Origin of the sequence: Pseudomonas paraeruginosa PA7 (assembly GCF_000017205.1) — a bacterium.
In the GTDB taxonomy this organism is placed as follows: Bacteria; Pseudomonadota; Gammaproteobacteria; order Pseudomonadales; family Pseudomonadaceae; genus Pseudomonas; species Pseudomonas paraeruginosa.
The window spans coordinates 1-18624 of record NC_009656.1; the positions used below are offsets into that span (position 1 = coordinate 1).

Here is an 18624-nt window from a genome sequence, read left to right on the forward strand (position 1 = left end):
TTAAAGAGACCGGCGATTCTAGTGAAATCGAACGGGCAGGTCAATTTCCAACCAGCGACCACGTAATAGATAGATACAGGGAAGTCATTTTTCTTTTAAAGGATAGAAGCGGTTATTGCTCTTGGTTGGACCGGTTTCTGTGTATAACTCATTGAAAGCCATTAGGGGCGGGCATTTCCCATGGGCAAAAGGTTGTCGAGAAACGGTGGCGAGGCTGTTTCGATCCTGCGCGAAGCCTGGGGATGGATGTCCTGGTTATCCACAGGGCTTTTTTCCACATGCCGATCACCAGGGATGTACCCCCAGCGGCACAAGGGTTATCCACACAGTTCAGGATGACCGTCCGTCGGTCGGCCTGCTTTTATTAAGGTCTTGATTTGCTTGGGTGCTCGGCGCATCGGCATGTGGATAAGTCCGGCCCATACGGCTACAATAGGCGCTTCTTTCGTTGTGCCGCCTTTCCAATCTTTGGGGGATATCCGTGTCCGTGGAACTCTGGCAGCAGTGCGTGGATCTTCTCCGCGATGAGCTGCCGTCCCAACAATTCAACACCTGGATCCGTCCCTTGCAGGTCGAAGCCGAAGGCGACGAATTGCGTGTGTATGCACCCAACCGTTTCGTCCTCGATTGGGTGAACGAGAAGTACCTCGGTCGCCTCCTGGAACTGCTCGGTGAACGCGGCGAGGGGCAATTGCCCGCGCTTTCCTTATTAATAGGCAGCAAGCGCAGCCGCACCCCGCGTGCCGCCATCGTGCCATCGCAATCCCACGTGGCGCCCCCGCCTCCGGTCGCACCGCCGCCTGCGCCGGTACAGCCGGTGTCTGCCGCACCGGTCGTGGTTCCTCGCGAAGAGCTGCCGCCTGTGGCGGCGGTTTCCAGCGTCACGGCCGACTCCTACGAGGCGGAAGAACCGAGCATCGATCCGCTGGCCGTAGCCATGCCGGCTGGCGCCGCGCCGGCAATACGCACCGAGCGCAACGTCCAGGTCGAAGGCGCGCTGAAGCACACCAGCTACCTGAACCGCACCTTCACCTTCGAGAACTTCGTCGAGGGCAAGTCCAACCAACTGGCCCGTGCCGCGGCCTGGCAGGTGGCGGACAACCTCAAGCATGGCTACAACCCGCTGTTCCTCTATGGTGGGGTCGGCCTGGGCAAGACCCACCTGATGCATGCTGTAGGTAACCATCTGCTGAAGAAGAATCCGAACGCCAAGGTCGTCTACCTGCATTCGGAGCGCTTCGTCGCGGACATGGTCAAGGCCCTGCAGCTCAACGCCATCAACGAATTCAAGCGCTTCTACCGCTCGGTGGACGCGCTGCTGATCGACGATATCCAGTTCTTCGCCCGTAAGGAGCGCTCCCAGGAAGAGTTCTTCCACACCTTCAACGCCCTTCTCGAAGGCGGCCAGCAGGTGATCCTCACCAGCGACCGCTATCCGAAGGAAATCGAAGGCTTGGAAGAGCGGCTGAAATCCCGCTTCGGCTGGGGCCTGACGGTGGCCGTCGAGCCGCCGGAACTGGAAACCCGTGTCGCGATCCTGATGAAGAAGGCCGAGCAGGCCAAGATCGAACTGCCGCACGATGCGGCGTTCTTCATCGCCCAGCGCATCCGTTCCAACGTGCGCGAACTGGAAGGCGCGCTGAAGCGGGTGATCGCCCACTCGCACTTCATGGGTCGGCCGATCACCATCGAGCTGATCCGCGAGTCGCTGAAGGACCTGCTGGCCCTGCAGGACAAGCTGGTCAGCATCGACAACATCCAGCGCACCGTCGCCGAGTACTACAAGATCAAGATCTCCGATCTGTTGTCCAAGCGGCGTTCGCGTTCGGTGGCGCGTCCGCGCCAGGTGGCCATGGCGCTCTCCAAGGAGCTGACCAACCACAGCCTGCCGGAGATCGGCGTAGCCTTCGGCGGTCGGGATCACACCACCGTGTTGCACGCCTGTCGTAAGATCGCTCAACTTAGGGAATCCGACGCGGATATCCGCGAGGACTACAAGAACCTGCTGCGTACCCTGACTACCTGACGCAGCCCACGAGGCAAGGGACTAGACCATGCATTTCACCATTCAACGCGAAGCCCTGTTGAAACCGCTGCAACTGGTCGCCGGCGTCGTGGAACGCCGCCAGACATTGCCGGTTCTCTCCAACGTCCTGCTGGTGGTCGAAGGCCAGCAGCTGTCGCTGACCGGTACCGACCTCGAGGTCGAGCTGGTCGGTCGCGTGGTACTGGAGGATGCCGCCGAGCCCGGCGAGATCACCGTACCGGCGCGCAAGCTGATGGACATCTGCAAGAGCCTGCCCAGCGATGTGCTGATCGACATCCGTGTCGAAGAGCAGAAGCTCCTGGTGAAGGCCGGCCGCAGCCGTTTTACCCTCTCCACCCTGCCGGCCAACGACTTCCCCACCGTCGAGGAAGGCCCCGGTTCGCTGAACTTCAGCATCGCCCAGAGCAAGCTGCGTCGCCTGATCGATCGCACCAGCTTCGCCATGGCGCAGCAGGATGTGCGCTACTACCTCAACGGCATGCTCCTGGAAGTGAACGGTGGCGCCCTGCGCTCCGTCGCCACCGATGGGCACCGCCTGGCCATGTGCTCGCTGGACGCGCAGATCCCGTCGCAGGACCGCCACCAGGTGATCGTCCCGCGCAAGGGCATCCTCGAACTGGCGCGCCTGCTCACCGAGCAGGATGGCGAGGTCGGCATCGTCCTCGGCCAGCACCACATTCGCGCCACCACCGGCGAGTTCACCTTCACCTCGAAGCTGGTGGACGGCAAGTTCCCGGACTACGAGCGTGTGCTGCCGCGTGGCGGCGACAAACTGGTGATCGGTGATCGCCAGCAATTGCGCGAGGCCTTCAGCCGTACCGCGATCCTCTCCAACGAGAAGTACCGCGGTATTCGCCTGCAGCTGTCCAACGGTCTGCTGAAGATCCAGGCGAACAACCCGGAACAGGAAGAGGCCGAGGAAGAAGTGCAGGTCGAGTACAACGGCGGGAACCTGGAGATTGGCTTCAACGTCAGCTACCTGCTCGACGTGCTGGGTGTGATCGGTACCGAACAGGTCCGCTTCATTCTCTCCGACTCCAACAGCAGCGCCCTGGTCCACGAGGCCGACAATGACGATTCCGCCTACGTCGTCATGCCGATGCGCCTCTAATCACGCTGAATGTCCCTGACCCGCGTTTCGGTCACCGCGGTGCGCAACCTGCACCCGGTGACCCTCTCCCCCTCCCCCCGCATCAACATCCTTTACGGCGACAACGGCAGCGGCAAGACCAGCGTGCTCGAAGCGATCCACCTGCTGGGCCTGGCGCGCTCGTTCCGCAGCGCTCGCCTGCAGCCGGTGATCCAGTACGAGGAAGCGGCCTGCACTGTATTCGGCCAAGTGATGTTGGCCAATGGCATAGCCAGCAATCTCGGGATTTCCCGTGAACGCCAGGGCGAGTTCACCATCCGCATCGATGGGCAGAACGCCCGAAGTGCTGCTCAGTTGGCGGAAACCCTTCCATTGCAACTGATCAATCCGGACAGCTTTCGCCTTCTCGAGGGCGCGCCGAAAATTCGTCGGCAGTTCCTCGATTGGGGAGTGTTCCACGTGGAACCTCGCTTCCTGCCCGTCTGGCAACGCTTGCAGAAGGCGTTGCGCCAGCGGAACTCCTGGCTCCGGCATGGTAAACTGGACCCCGCGTCGCAAGCGGCCTGGGACCGGGAGTTGAGCCTGGCCAGCGATGAGATCGATGCCTACCGCAGAAGCTATATCCAGGCGCTGAAACCGGTGTTCGAGGAAACCCTCGCCGAGCTGGTTTCGCTGGATGACCTGACCCTGAGCTACTACCGAGGCTGGGACAAGGACCGGGACCTCCAGGACGTCCTGGCCTCCAGCCTGTTGCGCGACCAGCAGATGGGCCACACCCAGGCGGGACCGCAGCGTGCGGATCTTCGCATACGGTTGGCGGGTCATAACGCAGCCGAGATTCTCTCGCGCGGACAGCAGAAGCTGGTGGTATGCGCCCTGCGCATCGCCCAGGGGCATCTGATCAATCGCGCCAAGCGCGGACAGTGCGTCTACCTGGTGGACGACCTGCCCTCGGAACTGGATGAGCAGCATCGAATGGCTCTTTGCCGCTTGCTTGAAGATTTGGGTTGCCAGGTATTCATCACCTGCGTGGACCCGCAACTATTGAAAGACGGCTGGCGCACGGATACGCCGGTAGCCATGTTCCACGTGGAACATGGAAAAGTCTCTCAGACCACGACCATCGGGAGTGAAGCATGAGCGAGAACAACACGTACGACTCTTCCAGCATCAAGGTGCTGAAGGGGCTGGATGCCGTACGCAAGCGCCCCGGCATGTACATCGGCGACACCGACGATGGCACCGGTCTGCACCACATGGTGTTCGAGGTGGTGGACAACTCCATCGACGAAGCGCTGGCCGGCTATTGCAGCGAAATCAGCATCACCATCCATACGGACGAGTCGATCACCGTCCGTGACAACGGGCGCGGCATTCCGGTGGATATCCACAAGGAAGAAGGGGTTTCTGCGGCGGAAGTGATCATGACCGTCCTCCACGCCGGCGGCAAGTTCGACGACAACACCTACAAGGTGTCCGGCGGCCTGCACGGTGTGGGCGTCTCGGTGGTGAACGCGCTGTCCCATGAATTGCGCCTGACCATCCGTCGCCACAACAAGGTCTGGGAACAGGTCTACCACCACGGCGTGCCGCAATTCCCGCTGCGCGAGGTGGGCGAAACCGACGGCTCCGGTACCGAGGTGCACTTCAAGCCGTCGCCGGAGACCTTCAGCAACATCCATTTCAGCTGGGACATCCTGGCCAAGCGGATCCGCGAATTGTCCTTCCTCAATTCCGGCGTCGGCATCCTGTTGCGTGACGAACGCACCGGCAAGGAAGAGCTGTTCAAGTACGAGGGCGGCCTGAAGGCCTTCGTCGAGTACCTGAACACCAACAAGTCCGCGGTGAACCAGGTCTTCCACTTCAATGTCCAGCGCGAAGAAGACGGCGTGGGCGTGGAAGTCGCCCTGCAGTGGAACGACAGCTTCAACGAGAACATCCTCTGCTTCACCAACAACATCCCGCAGCGTGACGGCGGCACCCACCTGGCCGGCTTCCGCTCGGCGCTGACGCGTAACCTGAACAACTACATCGAGGCCGAGGGCCTGGCGAAGAAATTCAAGATCGCCACCACCGGCGACGACGCCCGCGAAGGCCTCACCGCGATCATCTCGGTGAAGGTGCCGGATCCGAAATTCAGCTCGCAGACCAAGGACAAGCTGGTCTCCTCCGAGGTGAAGACCGCGGTGGAACAGGAAATGGGCAAGTACTTCGCCGACTTCCTGCTGGAGAACCCCAACGAAGCCAAGGCCGTGGTCGGCAAGATGATCGATGCCGCGCGGGCCCGCGAGGCGGCGCGCAAGGCGCGCGAGATGACCCGCCGCAAGGGCGCGCTGGACATCGCCGGCCTGCCCGGCAAGCTGGCAGACTGCCAGGAGAAGGACCCGGCGCTCTCCGAACTGTACATCGTGGAGGGTGACTCCGCGGGCGGCTCCGCCAAGCAGGGCCGCAACCGCCGGACCCAGGCGATCCTGCCGCTCAAGGGCAAGATCCTCAACGTCGAGAAGGCGCGCTTCGACAAGATGCTCTCTTCCCAGGAGGTCGGCACGCTGATCACCGCCCTGGGTTGCGGCATCGGTCGCGAGGAGTACAACATCGACAAGCTGCGCTACCACAACATCATCATCATGACCGATGCTGACGTCGACGGTTCGCACATCCGTACCCTGCTGCTGACCTTCTTCTTCCGCCAGATGCCCGAGCTGATCGAGCGCGGCTACGTGTACATCGCCCAGCCGCCGCTGTACAAGGTCAAGCGTGGCAAGCAGGAACAGTACATCAAGGACGACCAGGCCATGGAAGAATACATGACCCAGTCGGCCCTGGAAGACGCCAGCCTGCACGTCAACGAGCACGCCCCGGGCCTGGCCGGCGCGGCGCTGGAGAAGCTGGTCAACGAGTACCGCGGGGTGATCGCCACCCTCAAGCGCCTCTCGCGCCTGTACCCGCAGGAGCTGACCGAGCACTTCATCTACCTGCCCACCGTGTCGGTGGATGACCTGGCCAACGAGTCGGTGATGCAGGGCTGGCTGGAGAAATTCCAGGCGCGCCTGAGCGCCGCCGAGAAGTCCGGCCTGACCTACAAGGCCAGCCTGCGCGAAGACCGCGAGCGCCACCTGTGGCTGCCCGAGGTGGAACTGGTGGCTCACGGGCTGTCCAGTTACGTCACCTTCAACCGTGACTTCTTCGCCAGCAACGACTACCGCTCGGTGTCGCTGCTCGGCGACCAGTTGAACAGCCTGCTGGAGGACGGCGCCTACGTGCAGAAGGGCGAGCGCAAGCGGCCGATCAGCGCCTTCAAGGACGGCCTGGACTGGCTGATGGCCGAAGGCACCAAGCGCCACAGCATCCAGCGATACAAGGGACTGGGCGAGATGAACCCGGAACAGTTGTGGGAAACCACCATGGACCCGAACGTCCGCCGCATGCTCAAGGTCACCATCGAGGACGCCATCGCTGCCGACCAGATCTTCAACACCCTGATGGGCGATGCCGTGGAGCCGCGTCGCGACTTCATCGAAAGCAACGCGCTGGCGGTGTCGAACCTGGACGTGTGATAGGTCGATAGGCCAATCCTCAGGAAACCCCAACCCCGGCCTGGCGCCGGGGTTTTCTTTTTTGGTCGGGTAACCGGATACAGGCCCGTGCCTGCCTTGCCGAAGTGTGATCGAGTCCGCCAGCTACCCGCCGGCATTGGCGCCCTGGACCCAGGTGTCCGGGCGGGCGTTCCACCGGTCTGGGGCTGCGGGACACGCCAGCCGGTTCGCTCGGTCGTTGCCAGCCGGCCTGTGCTTGGGTCTCGCGTGAAAACAGGAAGCCCCGCTATGGCGGGGCTCCTTTTATCGAATCGGCGCACAGGAGGCCTTGCAGGGGCCTTTGCGGCGGCCTCACGAAACCACAGACGGCTCCGGATGGCTGACCCGCTGCTGGGTGGGGCTGATCTCGGCCATGGTCTCGCTGACCCAGGCCTCGGCGCGCTGGTTGAGCTCGGCGATGGCGCGCGGGCCTTCGCCTTCGGCGTGCATAGCCGGGCCGATCACCACCTGGATGGTGCCCGGGTACTTGGCCCATCCGGCCTTGGGCCAAAACTGCCCGGCGTTGTGGGCGATCGGCAGTACCGGCAGCCCGGCGTTGACCGCCAGGGCGGTGCCGCCGCGGGAGAACTTGCCCATCTGCCCCACCGGAATGCGCGTACCCTCCGGGAAGATCAGTACCCAGGCGCCTTTCTTCAGGCACTCGTCGCCCTGCTTGGCCAGTTGCTTGAGGGCCAGCTTGGGTTGGCTGCGGTCGATGGCGATGGGCTTGAGCAGGGCCAGGGCCCAGCCGAAGAACGGCACGTAGAGCAACTCGCGCTTGAGCACCTGGCTGAGCGGTTCGAAGAAGCCGGAGAGGAAGAAGGTTTCCCAGGTGCTCTGGTGCTTGGAGAGGATCACGCAGGGTTGCTCGGGTACGTTCTCCAGGCCGCGTACCTCGTAGCGGATGCCGGCGACCACGCGGGTCAGCCAGATCGCGAAGCGGCACCAGCTCCGCACCACGAAGCGGTAGCGGGCGCGAAACGGCAGGAACGGCGCGATGAAGAAGCTGAGGGTGCCCCAGACGAACGCGCTGGAGGACAGCAGCAGGTAAAAGAGGACGGTTCTGATGGCCTGCACTGTCGACATGTATTCTGACCTTACTGAAGTAATGCGCTGGCGACTGCCGCCAGATCGTCGAATATCAGGGTGCCCTCTGGCAAGGGCTTGCCCAGCGTACGTACACCTTTTCCGGTCTTTACCAACACCGGCTGACAATCGACGGCCCGCGCCGCCTCCAGGTCACCGATGCTGTCGCCGACGAACCAGATGCCCGACAGGTCGACCCCGTAGTGCTCGCCGATCTGCCGCAGCATGCCCGGCTTCGGCTTGCGGCAGTCGCAGCCGTCGTCCGGTCCATGCGGACAATAGACGATGAGGCCGAGTTCGCCGCCCTGCTTCGCGACCAGTTCGCGCAAGCGTGCGTGCATCGCCTCGAGCACCGCCAGTTCGTAATAGCCGCGGGCGATGCCGGACTGGTTGGTGGCCACCGCGACGGTCCAGCCGGCCTTGCTCAGGCGGGCGATGGCTTCGATCGAGCTGGGGATGGGGATCCACTCGTCGAGGGTCTTGATGTAGTCGTCGGAGTCGAGGTTGATGACTCCATCGCGGTCGAGAATCAGCAGGGAACGGGACATCGATGCGCAGTTGGCCATGAACGGAAAGGGTCGATTCTACCTCAGCCAGCCGGAGCATCGCGGATGGAACGACGAGCCATCGCCAGGAGTTCTACAGCCGCGACCAGGGCTCGCGGGTGATGCCCCCCTGCCCTGGCTGAAGGCACTGCCACAGCCGCCAGCTCGCCATCCTCGATGGACAGGTGCGGACCGGCGTGACTCAGGCAACAGCCGCTGCAGCCGTGAGTACGGCGGCAGCCTGTCGGCCGAGGAGAAGCGCGCGTTGCTGGAATACCTGAAGGTCCTGTAACGAAAAAAGGCCCGGCGTCGCGAGGACGCCGGGCCTTTCTTCGAGGCGAACGGGCTCAGCCGAGCAGCGAAATGTCCGCCACCCCGAGGAACAGTCCACGCAGCTTGGCCAGCAGCGCGTAGCGGTTGGCGCGCACGCTGCTGTCATCGACGTTGACCATCACGTCGGCGAAGAACGCATCCACCGGCTCGCGCAGGGCCGCCAGGCGAGCCAGTGCCGCGCGGTAGTCGCGCGCCGCGGCCAACGGAGCGACTTCGCTCTCGGCGTTCGCCACGGCGCTGCCCAGGGCCTTCTCCGCGGCTTCTACCAGCAGGCTGGCATCCACGCTCGCCGGAACCTCATCCTCCGACTTGGCGAGGATATTCGACACCCGCTTGTTCGCCGCAGCCAGGGCCTCGGCTTCCGGCAACTGGCGGAAAGCCTGGACGGCCTGCACGCGCTGGTCGAAGTCCAGCGGCGAACTCGGCTTGAGCGCGCGCACCGACTGGTACACGGCCACGTCCACGCCTTCGTCCTCGTAGCGCGCACGCAGGCGGTCGAACACGAAATCCAGCACCTGCTCGGCCAGGCCGGCAGCCTTGACCTTGTCGCCGTACTGCTCGACGGCGGCGTGGACTGCGGCTACCAGGTCCAGATCGAGCTGTTTTTCGATCAGGATGCGCAGCACGCCCAGCGCGGCGCGGCGCAGCGCGTAGGGATCCTTGCTGCCGGTGGGGAGCATACCGATGCCGAAGATGCCGACCAGGGTGTCGAGCTTGTCGGCCACCGCCACGGCGGCGCCGGTCAGGGTCGAGGGCAGCTCGGCGCCGGCGCCGCGCGGCATGTACTGCTCGTTCAGGGCCAGGGCCACGTCTTCCGGCTCACCGCCGTGGGTGGCGTAATAATAGCCGGCGATGCCCTGCATCTCGGGGAACTCGCCGACCATCTCGGTGGCCAGGTCGCACTTGGACAGGATGCCGGCACGCGCGGCATTCTGCGCGTCGCCGCCGATGCGTTCGGCGATGTAGGCGGCCAGGCCGGAAACCCGCCGGGCCTTGTCGAACACGGTGCCGAGCTGGGCCTGGAACACCACGTTCTGCAGGCGCTCGTTGAAGCTTTCCAATGGCTGCTTCTTGTCCTGCTTGAAGAAGAACTCGGCGTCGGTGAGACGCGGGCGAACCACCTTCTCGTTGCCGCTGACGATGTTCTCCGGCGCCTTGCTCTCGACGTTGGCGACGGTGATGAAGCGCGGCAGCAGCTTGCCGTTGGCGTCCAGCAGGCAGAAGTACTTCTGGTTGTCCTGCATGGTGGTGATCAGGGCTTCCTGCGGGACCTCGAGGAAACGTTCCTCGAAGGAGCAGACCAGCGGCACCGGCCACTCGACCAGCGCGGTCACCTCGTCGAGCAGGCTCGGTGGCACGATGGCGCTGCCCTGCTGCTCGGCGGCCAGTTCGGCCACACGCTTGGCGATCAGCTCGCGGCGCTCGGCGAAATCGGCCAGCACATGGGCGCCGCGCAGATCTTCCAGATACGCGGCCGGGCTGGAGATGCGCACGTTGTCCGGGTTGTGGAAACGGTGGCCGCGGGATTCGCGGCCGGCTTTCTGGGCGAGGATCTCGCAGTCGACCACTTCGTCGCCGAACAGCATCACCAGCCACTGGGTCGGGCGCACGAATTCGTCGCGACGGGCGGCCCAGCGCATGCGCTTGGGAATCGGCAGCTCGTTCAGCGAGGTCTCGACGATGCCCGGCAGCAGTCCGGCGGCCGGCTGGCCGGCGATGGTCTGGCTGAAGCGCAGCTTCGGACCGCTCTTGTCGATCTGCTCCAGGTCCACGCCGCACTTCTTGGCGAAGCCCAGGGCGGCCTGGGTCGGCTTGCCGCTGGCGTCGAAGGCGGCCTGCAGCGGCGGTCCGTCGAGGTTGACGGTCCGGTCCGGCTGCTGCACGGCGAGTTGCTCGATCAGCACGGCGAGACGGCGCGGCGCCGCATAGAAGCGCGCAGCGGAGTAGCTGAGGCCGGCGGCCTTGAGGCCCTTCTCGATGCCGTTGAGGAAGGCTTCGCCGAGGCTGTTGAGGGCTTTTGGCGGCAACTCTTCGGTGCCCAGTTCGACCAGGAAATCCTTGGCGCTCATCATTCGGCCTCCTTCAGCTTGGCCAGTACTTCGTCACGCAGTTCGGGGGTGGCCATGGGGAAGCCGAGGCGCGCGCGGGCCTGCAGGTAGCTCTGCGCCACGGCACGGGCCAGGGTGCGCACGCGGAGGATGTAGCGCTGGCGCTCGGTGACCGAGATGGCGCGGCGCGCATCCAGCAGGTTGAAGGTGTGCGAGGCCTTGAGAACCATCTCGTAGGTCGGCAGCGGAAGTTCCAGTTCGATCAGGCGGTTGGCTTCGCTTTCGTAGAAGTCGAACAGCTCGAACAGCTTCGGCACGTTGGCATGCTCGAAGTTGAAGGTGGACTGCTCCACTTCGTTCTGGTGGAACACGTCGCCGTAGGTGACCTTGCCGAACGGACCGTCGGTCCAGATCAGGTCGTAGACCGAGTCCACACCCTGCAGGTACATGGCCAGGCGTTCCAGGCCGTAGGTGATCTCGCCGGTGACGGGGTAGCACTCGATGCCGCCGACCTGCTGGAAGTAGGTGAACTGGGTGACTTCCATGCCGTTCAGCCAGATTTCCCAGCCCAGGCCCCAGGCGCCGAGGGTCGGCGATTCCCAGTTGTCTTCGACGAAGCGGATGTCGTGGACCAGCGGGTCGATGCCGATGGCTTTCAGCGAGCCGAGGTAGAGTTCCTGGAAGTTCTCCGGGTTTGGCTTGAGGACCACCTGGAACTGGTAGTAGTGCTGCAGGCGGTTGGGGTTCTCGCCATAGCGGCCGTCGGTGGGACGGCGGCTCGGCTGGACGTAGGCGGCGTTCCAGGTCTCCGGGCCGATGGCGCGGAGGAAAGTCGCGGTGTGGAAGGTGCCGGCGCCCACTTCCATGTCGTAGGGCTGCAGCACCACGCAGCCCTGCTCGGCCCAGTAGTTCTGCAGGGCGAGAATCAGGTCTTGGAAGGTGCGCACGGCGGGCGTAGTCTGGCTCACGAAATTCACCTGTGCTGAGGCTTCGATACAAAACGCGGAAGTATACCCGATTCCCTTGCCGCCTCGCCCGTTCCCCCGATCCCCTGGAAATCACGGAAAGCCTTATGCCACGCTGCTTCTGGTGCAACGATGATCCCCTCTACATGGCCTATCACGACGAGGAGTGGGGCGTGCCGCAGCGCGATCCCGACGCGCTGTTCGAGTTGCTCCTGCTGGAGGGCTTCCAGGCCGGGCTGTCATGGATCACCGTACTGAAGAAGCGCGAGCGCTATCGCGAGGTGTTGTTCGGCTTCGACGTGCAACGGGTGGCACAGATGAGCGATGCGGAGATCGATGAGCTGATGCTAGACCCCGGTATCATCCGCAACCGCTCGAAACTCAACGCCGCCCGGCAGAATGCCCAGGCCTGGCTGGAGCTGGATGACCCGGCGGGATTCCTCTGGTCGTTCGTCGGCGGCCAGCCGAAGATCAATCATTTTGCCGGGCGCGCCGAGGTGCCGGCGATCACCCCGGAAGCCGAGGCCATGAGCAAGGCGTTGCGCAAGGCTGGCTTCAACTTCGTCGGGCCGACCATCTGCTACGCATTCATGCAGGCCAGCGGCATGGTCATGGACCACACCCGGGATTGCGACCGCTACGCCCAGCTTGCCGGTTAGTCCGGCTTGCGCAGGCGGAATGGCTGCCCTCGCCTGTCGCCAGGGCTTCGAGGAAGCACGGCCCCTCCTCTACCTTTAAGGCTGCGCCGCCGACGCCGACAACAGCCAATGCGCCGAGGAGGAATCCGACAGCGGCGCCCCGCTCCGGCGTTGGAAGGTTCCACGTGGAACATCCGTGCGCTGGGGAAGCAACACACGCGCCGCTGCCTTTGGCTGTGCCGCCCTCGCCTCGCTCCTGACGTACAATGCACGTTCGAGTCGAGCGAGGAGTATTTCGTGGAGAAATTCAAAGGTGCCCTGGTGGTGGGTGCCCTGCGCCTGTTCGCATTGTTGCCCTGGCGCGCCGTACAGGGCGTCGGGGCCGGTATTGGCTGGCTGATGTGGAAGCTGCCGAACCGGTCACGGGAGGTCGTTAGGATCAACCTGTCCAAGTGCTTCCCGGAACTGTCCGAGGCTGAGCTGGAGAAGCTGGTCGGGCAGAGCCTGATGGACATCGGCAAGACGCTCACCGAAAGCGCCTGCGCCTGGATCTGGCCGCCGGAGAAGTCGCTGAAGTACATCCGTGAAGTCGAGGGCATGGAGGTGCTGGAAGAGGCCCTGGCGTCCGGCGACGGCCTGGTAGGCATCACCAGTCACCTGGGCAACTGGGAAGTGCTCAACCACTTCTATTGCTCCTATGCCAAGCCGATCATTTTCTATCGTCCGCCGAAGCTGAAGGCGGTGGACGAACTGTTGAAGAAGCAGCGCGTCCAGCTGGGCAATCGGGTTGCACCCTCGACCCCGGAAGGCATCCTCAGCGTGATCAAGGAAGTGAAGAGAGGCGGTTGCGTGGGTATTCCCGCCGACCCGGAACCGGCGCGCACTGCCGGTCTCTTCGTGCCCTACCTCGGCACCACGGCGTTGATCAGCAAGTTCGTCCCGCAGCTGCTATCGCGTGGCAAGGCGCGCGGGGTGTTCTTCCATGCGGTACGCCTGCCCGATGGCAGCGGCTACAAGGTGATCCTCGAAGCGGCGCCGGCGGACATGTACGACAAGGACCTGGATGTCTCGGTGGCCGCCATGAGCCGCGAACTGGCCAAGTATGTACGGGCCTATCCGAGCCAGTACATGTGGAGCATGAAGCGCTTCAAGAACCGCCCGGACGGCGAGAAGAAGTGGTACTGAAAAAAGGCGTCGGAAGACGCCTTTTTCATATCCGGGTACTATGCTCAACCTCTCCCGCTGGTCCCCGAGGGACTCGATGGATAACCAACGACAACACCCACGAACCCCTATCAAATGCCGGATTCGGATCAGCCACCCGCAACTGGGCGAGCTGATGGCTCAGACTCGCGATCTCTCCGATACCGGTGTCTACGTGAAGCATCCCGACCTTCTTCGACTGGACGTCGGCAGCATCGTTACGGGCCAGGTGCAGGATTTGCCCATTGAGGCGCCGGTATTGCGCATGGAAGTGGTGCGCATCGACGCCGAGGGCGTCGGCCTGCGCTTCCTCGCCGATCAATGAAACCCGAGTTCCACGTGGAACCACGGTCCTGCCATCGATCAGCGAACGGGCGAATCCGCCGCCCGTTATCGGCTAGAATGCGCGCCGCTCGGCATGGGGCCGGGCATGGGTTCCCTCACCCCAGCGCGTAAAAAGGACAGTACATGTCAGCCTCCTCCCCGACGGCCTGGCGCGGCACCCTGGCCGGCCTGATCGTCTTTCATATATTCATCATCATTGCCAGCAACTACCTGGTGCAGCTACCTGTGACCCTGTTCGGCTGGCACACCACTTGGGGCGCGTTCAGCTTCCCTTTCATCTTCCTGGCCACCGATCTCACCGTCCGCCTGATGGGCAAGGGCCCTGCCCGGCTGGTGATCGCCCGGGTGATGCTCCCGGCGCTGATCGCCTCCTACCTGGTCTCGGTGTTGTTCCAGGAGGCTGCGTTCCGCGGCCTCTCCGCCCTGCTGGAATTCAACACATTCGTAGCGCGGATATCCCTGGCGAGTTTCCTCGCCTACGTCCTCGGCCAGGTCCTCGACATCCAGGTGTTCGATCGCCTGCGTCGATCACGGCACTGGTGGACCGCCCCAGTAGCCTCGACCATCCTCGGCAACCTGCTGGATACCTTCACCTTCTTCTTCGTCGCGTTCTGGCGTAGCGACAACCCGTTCATGGCGCAGCACTGGGTGGAAATCGCCACGGTGGACTACGGTGTGAAGCTGAGCATCAGCCTGCTGCTGTTCGTGCCGCTCTACGGCATGTTGCTTAATGGCATCCTGAAGATGCTGCCGGGACGGCCGCGGACCGACGACGCCTGATGCGCATCCAGACTGATGAAGAGGCGCAGCGGAGGTAGCCGCTGCGCCTTTTTTCGTTCAGGGGGCGACGTTGCGCGCGGCCATGTGCAGTGTCAGCGCGTCGGACGCCAGCGTGTGCAGGATGTCTGTCGCGCGGCCGATCGACAGGTCGCCGCCGGTACGCGTACGGAATCGCTCCAGGGCCTGCAGGAGGCCGACAAGTCCTTTCAGGCGTTCCTGAGCGGTCTCGAACAGGGCGTCGCTGGAGGCGTTCCGATAGATGTAGAGGAGCGCCTGGTCCGGTTCGAAGTGGAGCTGCGGAGGAGCGTAACGGGTGTGTTTCGACATGGGTGACTCCGAAAGAAGCGAGGGATGTCCGGCGTCGCATGCGGGACTGCTTTTCGGCGGTTGGCGATGCGACAGGTCGAAACTAGGCGGTTGCCCGAGGCATCTCAATGGGGGACGGGCCGTTCCGGACACAGGCTACGGCGCTGGCGGAACGAGCCTACGGAGAGAGGGAAAAGGTCCGCATGGAAGTGCTGTCATGTCAATTTCCCTCACGCCCATATGGGTTCCGCGAGGTTGGCGGATGACCCTTTGCGCCATCCGCCCTACGTAAGATCGAGATCGCGCCCAGGGTTACGAATGGTTCGTCAGGGCTTCGCCTTGTCCAGCTTGCGCAGGAACACCGCCATTTCCTTTTCGGCCTGCTTGTCGCCGTGCGCCGTGGCCGCCTTCAACCCTTGCTCCCAGGCCCGCCTTGCGCCATCGAGGTCGCCGCCGGCCTGGCGCGCCTTGCCCAGCAGCTTCCAGCCGGCGGAGTACCCGGGGTCCTGTTCCACGCAGCTTTGCAGATGCTCTGCGGCGCGTTCGGCGTTGCCCGCATCCAGGTAGCCCTTTCCGAGGCCGAAGCGCAGCAGCGCGTTGTCCACGCCCTTGGCCAGCATCTTTTCCAGACCTTCGATCATCGTCCTGCCCTCTTCCGTCGATGCCGGCCATTCTGCCTGTCTCCGCCCGGGGCGTCAGTAGCGCCAGAATGCCGGGGTGAACAGGATCAGCAGCGAGAACACCTCCAGGCGGCCGAGCATCATGGCGAAGGCCAGCACCAGCTTGGCGCTGTCCGGCAGGCCGCCATAGTGCGCGGCAGCCTCGCCGAGGGCCGGGCCGAGGTTGTTCAGGCATGACGAAAGGCTGGAGAAGGCGGTCAGCAGGTCTACGCCCAGGGCCAGCAGCACCAGCATCAGCACGACGAAGGTGACCAGGTAGATCGAGCAGAACCCCCACACCGACTCCACCACCCGGTCGGGAATCGGCCGGCGTCCGAGCTTGACCAGGAACACCCCGCTGGGGTGCAGCAGGCGCATGAATTCACGCATGCCCTGGCGGTACACCAGGAGGATGCGCATCACCTTCATGCCGCCGCCGGTGGAGCCGGCGCAGGCACCGATGAAGGTGGTGTAGAGCAGCAGATGCGGGAGGAAGGTCGGCCAGGTGGCGAAGTCGGCCAGGCCGAAGCCGGTGGTGGTGCCGATCGAGACCACCATGAAGGCGGCGTAGCGGATCGCCTGCAACGGCTGTTCGTAGTGGCGCTGGGCGACCAGCGCCAGCGCTGTGACCAGGAATACCGCGAGCAGGATCGATAGGTAGGCGCGGCACTCCGGATCGCGCAGGTAGTGGGCCAGGCTGCGGCGGCGCCAGGCGAGGAAATGCAGGCCGAAATTGATCCCCGAGACGACCAGGAAGAACATGCAGATCGCTTCTATCAGCGGGCTGTCGAAGTAGCCGATGCTCGCGTCGTGGGTGGAGAAGCCGCCGATGGCGATGGTCGAGAAACTGTGCCCGACGGCGTCGAACAGGCTCATTCCGGCAGCCCAGTAGGCCAGCGCGCAGGCCAGGGTCAGGCCGCAGTAGATCAGCCAGAGGGTCTTGGCGGTGTCGGCGATGCGCGGCGAGAGCTTCTGCTCCTTCAGCGGACCCGGCATCTCCGCGCGGTACAGCTGCATGCCGCCGATACCGAGCATCGGCATGATCGCCACCGCCAGCACCACGATGCCCATGCCGCCGAACCATTGCAGTTGCTGGCGATAGTAGAGGATCGCCCGCGGCAGCCGGTCGAGCCCGGTGAGCACCGTGGCGCCGGTGGTGCTGATGCCGGAGATCGCCTCGAACAGGGCGTCGGTGAGGCTCATGTGCGGGGTTTCGGAGAACATGAAGGGAATCGCGCCGAAGCTGCCGAGGACGACCCAGAACAGCGCGGTGATCAGGTAGCCCTCGCGGATGCGCAGCTCTTCCTGTACGCCGCGCACCGGCCACCAGATGCAGGCGCCTGTGGCGAGGGTGATGACGAAGGCCAGCAGGAACGGCTGCCAGACCGGCTCGGCATAGAACAGGGCGACCAGTAGCGGCGGAATCTGCGCGCTGCTGAAGAGCATCAGCAGGACGCCGAGGATGCGGAAAATGGAGGCGTAGTGCATGGGGGCTGGAGGCTTCGGGTAAAACCGTCCAGAGTGGCGATGGTGCTCGCCAAAGGCATTCGGACTTATCTGAAAAGCTGGCGGGAAAAGGCTGAAACGCTCCGCCGACGCCCGCTGAGGCGCCGGCGGAAATCCCTCAGAAGAACGTCAGGCCGGCCTGGAACAGCCGTTCGACATCGCGGATGTACTTCTTGTCGACCAGGAACAGCAGCACATGGTCGTCACTCTCGATGCGCGTGTCGCCGTGGGCGATCAGCACTTCCTCGTCGCGCACCAGGGCACCGATGGTGGTGCCCGGCGGTAGCTTGATCTCGTTGATCGAGCGGCCGATCACCTTGCTCGACTTGGCGTCGCCATGGGCCACCACTTCGATGGCCTCGGCCGCGCCACGGCGCAGCGAATGCACGCTCTCGATGTCTCCGCGGCGGACGTGCGCCAGCAGGGTACCGATGGTCGCCAGTTGCGGGCTGATGGCGATGTCGATCTCGCCGCCCTGCACCAGGTCGACGTAGGCCGGGTTGTTGATCAGGGTCATCACCTTGCTCGCGCCGAGCCGCTTGGCCAGCAGCGAGGACATGATGTTGGCCTCGTCGTCGTTGGTCAGGGCGAGGAATACGTCGGTCTCGCCGATGTTCTCCTCCAGCAGCAGGTCGCGGTCGGATGCGCTGCCGTTGAGCACGATGGTGCTGTCGAGGGTGTCTGACAGGTGCCGGCAGCGCAGCGGGCTGCGTTCGATGATCTTCACCTGGTAGCGGCTCTCGATGGCTTCGGCCAGGCGTTCGCCGACGTTGCCGCCACCGGCGATGATGATCCGCTTGTAGCTGTCGTCGAGTCGGCGCATCTCGCCCATCACCGCGCGGATGTGGGCCTTGGCGGCGATGAAGAAGACCTCGTCGTCGGCCTCGATCACCGTGTCGCCCTGGGGAATGATCGGCCGGTTGCGGCGGTAGATCGCGGCGACGCGGGTGTCCACGTTCGGCATGTGCTCGCGCAGCTGGCGCAGTTCCTGCCCCACCAGCGGGCCGCCGTAGTAGGCCTTGATGCCTACCAGCTGGGCCTTGCCCTCGGCGAAGTCGATCACCTGCAGCGCGCCCGGATGCTCGATCAGGCGCTTGATGTAGTTGGTGACCACCTGCTCCGGGCTGATCAGCACGTCCACCGGGATCGCATCGTTGTCGAACAGGCCGGTACGGGTCAGGTAGGCCGGTTCGCGGACGCGGGCGATCTTGGTCGGGGTGTTGAACAGGGTGTAGGCGACCTGGCAGGCGACCATGTTGGTCTCGTCGCTGTTGGTCACCGCCACCAGCATGTCGGCGTCGTCGGCGCCGGCCTGGCGCAGCACCGTGGGGAACGAGGCCTTGCCTTGCACGGTGCGGATGTCGAGGCGGTCGCCGAGGTCGCGCAGGCGATCGCCGTCGGTGTCGACCACGGTAATGTCGTTGGCTTCGCTGGCAAGGTGCTCGGCCAGTGTGCCGCCGACCTGGCCGGCACCGAGGATGATGATTTTCATGGCGGG

Annotated in this window: 15 protein-coding genes and 2 pseudogenes; 9 read left to right on the top strand and 8 right to left on the bottom strand. The window is 64.0% G+C overall.

From position 1 onward, the window contains the following. Positions 1 to 481: 481 nt before the first annotated feature. From dnaA to gyrB, 4 genes and pseudogenes are all read left to right on the top strand, one after another. The gene (gene dnaA, locus PSPA7_RS00005) at positions 482 to 2026 is read left to right on the top strand and encodes a chromosomal replication initiator protein DnaA (RefSeq protein WP_034080764.1); all 1545 of its coding nucleotides are present in this window, start codon (positions 482 to 484) and stop codon (positions 2024 to 2026) included. A gap of 28 nt (positions 2027 to 2054) precedes the next feature. Beyond that, complete coding sequence (gene dnaN, locus PSPA7_RS00010; protein WP_011979038.1) at positions 2055 to 3158, top strand: DNA polymerase III subunit beta; 1104 nt, start codon at positions 2055 to 2057, stop codon at positions 3156 to 3158. A gap of 9 nt (positions 3159 to 3167) precedes the next feature. Then, a pseudogene (gene recF / locus PSPA7_RS00015) lies at positions 3168 to 4270 on the top strand (DNA replication/repair protein RecF). Between the two features lie 3 nt (positions 4271 to 4273). Then, the gene (gyrB, locus tag PSPA7_RS00020; protein WP_011979039.1) at positions 4274 to 6694 is read left to right on the top strand and encodes a DNA topoisomerase (ATP-hydrolyzing) subunit B; all 2421 of its coding nucleotides are present in this window, start codon (positions 4274 to 4276) and stop codon (positions 6692 to 6694) included. A gap of 330 nt (positions 6695 to 7024) precedes the next feature. Here the strand turns inward: gyrB and PSPA7_RS00025 are convergent, their stop codons facing one another. Next, the gene (locus tag PSPA7_RS00025) at positions 7025 to 7798 is read right to left on the bottom strand and encodes a lysophospholipid acyltransferase family protein (protein ID WP_003150817.1); all 774 of its coding nucleotides are present in this window, start codon (positions 7796 to 7798) and stop codon (positions 7025 to 7027) included. Positions 7799 to 7809: 11 nt separating this feature from the next. After that, entirely contained in the window at positions 7810 to 8346 is a 537-nt protein-coding gene (gene gmhB / locus PSPA7_RS00030) for a D-glycero-beta-D-manno-heptose 1,7-bisphosphate 7-phosphatase (RefSeq protein ID WP_033997735.1), read from the bottom strand. 178 nt (positions 8347 to 8524) lie between these two features. Here gmhB and PSPA7_RS32580 point away from each other — a divergent pair. Next, positions 8525 to 8635, top strand: a pseudogene (locus PSPA7_RS32580) (hypothetical protein); the annotation flags it as partial. Positions 8636 to 8690: 55 nt separating this feature from the next. Here PSPA7_RS32580 and glyS read toward each other — a convergent pair. Together glyS and glyQ are read right to left on the bottom strand one after the other, a co-directional pair. Further along, complete coding sequence (gene glyS, locus PSPA7_RS00035) at positions 8691 to 10745, bottom strand: glycine--tRNA ligase subunit beta (RefSeq protein ID WP_033997702.1); 2055 nt, start codon at positions 10743 to 10745, stop codon at positions 8691 to 8693. Further along, the gene (gene glyQ, locus PSPA7_RS00040) at positions 10745 to 11692 is read right to left on the bottom strand and encodes a glycine--tRNA ligase subunit alpha (protein WP_011979042.1); all 948 of its coding nucleotides are present in this window, start codon (positions 11690 to 11692) and stop codon (positions 10745 to 10747) included. Before glyQ ends, glyS begins: the two co-directional genes overlap by 1 nt. A gap of 104 nt (positions 11693 to 11796) precedes the next feature. Between glyQ and PSPA7_RS00045 the strand changes: the two genes are divergently transcribed. The 4 genes from PSPA7_RS00045 to PSPA7_RS00060 all read left to right on the top strand — a co-directional run bounded on the left by PSPA7_RS00045 (position 11797) and on the right by PSPA7_RS00060 (position 14655). Then, positions 11797 to 12348 carry a DNA-3-methyladenine glycosylase I gene (locus PSPA7_RS00045; RefSeq protein ID WP_003150821.1) on the top strand — a complete coding sequence of 184 codons (552 nt, stop codon included), beginning with the start codon at positions 11797 to 11799 and terminating at the stop codon, positions 12346 to 12348. A gap of 276 nt (positions 12349 to 12624) precedes the next feature. Further along, positions 12625 to 13512 carry a lysophospholipid acyltransferase gene (locus PSPA7_RS00050; RefSeq protein WP_003150822.1) on the top strand — a complete coding sequence of 296 codons (888 nt, stop codon included), beginning with the start codon at positions 12625 to 12627 and terminating at the stop codon, positions 13510 to 13512. Positions 13513 to 13588: 76 nt separating this feature from the next. Beyond that, entirely contained in the window at positions 13589 to 13855 is a 267-nt protein-coding gene (locus PSPA7_RS00055; RefSeq protein WP_011979043.1) for a PilZ domain-containing protein, read from the top strand. A 143-nt stretch (positions 13856 to 13998) separates the two neighbouring features. Continuing rightward, complete coding sequence (locus PSPA7_RS00060) at positions 13999 to 14655, top strand: 7-cyano-7-deazaguanine/7-aminomethyl-7-deazaguanine transporter (RefSeq protein WP_011979044.1); 657 nt, start codon at positions 13999 to 14001, stop codon at positions 14653 to 14655. 57 nt (positions 14656 to 14712) lie between these two features. Here the strand turns inward: PSPA7_RS00060 and PSPA7_RS00065 are convergent, their stop codons facing one another. The 4 genes from PSPA7_RS00065 to trkA form a co-directional block, all read right to left on the bottom strand. After that, positions 14713 to 14982, bottom strand: a complete 270-nt coding sequence (locus tag PSPA7_RS00065; RefSeq protein ID WP_011979045.1) for a hypothetical protein — start codon at positions 14980 to 14982, stop codon at positions 14713 to 14715. A gap of 305 nt (positions 14983 to 15287) precedes the next feature. Further along, complete coding sequence (locus PSPA7_RS00070) at positions 15288 to 15602, bottom strand: tetratricopeptide repeat protein (protein ID WP_003150831.1); 315 nt, start codon at positions 15600 to 15602, stop codon at positions 15288 to 15290. Between the two features lie 54 nt (positions 15603 to 15656). Beyond that, positions 15657 to 17108, bottom strand: a complete 1452-nt coding sequence (locus PSPA7_RS00075) for a TrkH family potassium uptake protein (RefSeq protein WP_011979046.1) — start codon at positions 17106 to 17108, stop codon at positions 15657 to 15659. Between the two features lie 136 nt (positions 17109 to 17244). After that, positions 17245 to 18618 carry a Trk system potassium transporter TrkA gene (gene trkA / locus PSPA7_RS00080; protein WP_011979047.1) on the bottom strand — a complete coding sequence of 458 codons (1374 nt, stop codon included), beginning with the start codon at positions 18616 to 18618 and terminating at the stop codon, positions 17245 to 17247. Between the last annotated feature and the right edge of the window lie 6 nt (positions 18619 to 18624).